The sequence below is a fragment of the Oceanospirillum sediminis genome, assembly GCF_014164585.1.
Taxonomy (GTDB): Bacteria; Pseudomonadota; Gammaproteobacteria; order Pseudomonadales; family Halomonadaceae; genus Oceanospirillum; species Oceanospirillum sediminis.
Map to the genome: position 1 here is coordinate 1 of NZ_JACJFM010000288.1, position 329 is coordinate 329.

The 329-nt window shown below is 36.5% G+C and carries 1 protein-coding gene; it reads left to right on the top strand.

The window, feature by feature from the left end; all coding sequences use genetic code 11:
* On the top strand, positions 1 to 329 hold a 329-nt coding region (locus H4O21_RS24940), incomplete at both ends, for a hypothetical protein (protein WP_220495903.1).

Here is a 329-nt window from a genome sequence, read left to right on the forward strand (position 1 = left end):
GCATCAGTCTTCATTTTCTTTTGTCACTGCAACAGTACTATCTTTAGGGATGATATTGATGCCGCTTTTGAAACTGGATGGTGTAAGGTTCTCTATTAATGACTTATTGCTGGATGCGTTTCAAATTTTTTTAGCTGTTTCTGTTCTTGTTTACTCTGTTGTAATATTAAAGTCTAAATATGATGTTAGATCATCTAATATAAATGCATGTGGAGATAAGATTAAGTTTCTAGCGAGAGAACTGGAGTATGAATTAGGTCAATGGCTGGCCGATCAGGTATTTGGTGGCGGTGATAACCTGACTGTGATCAATATGACGGAGTTTAAGG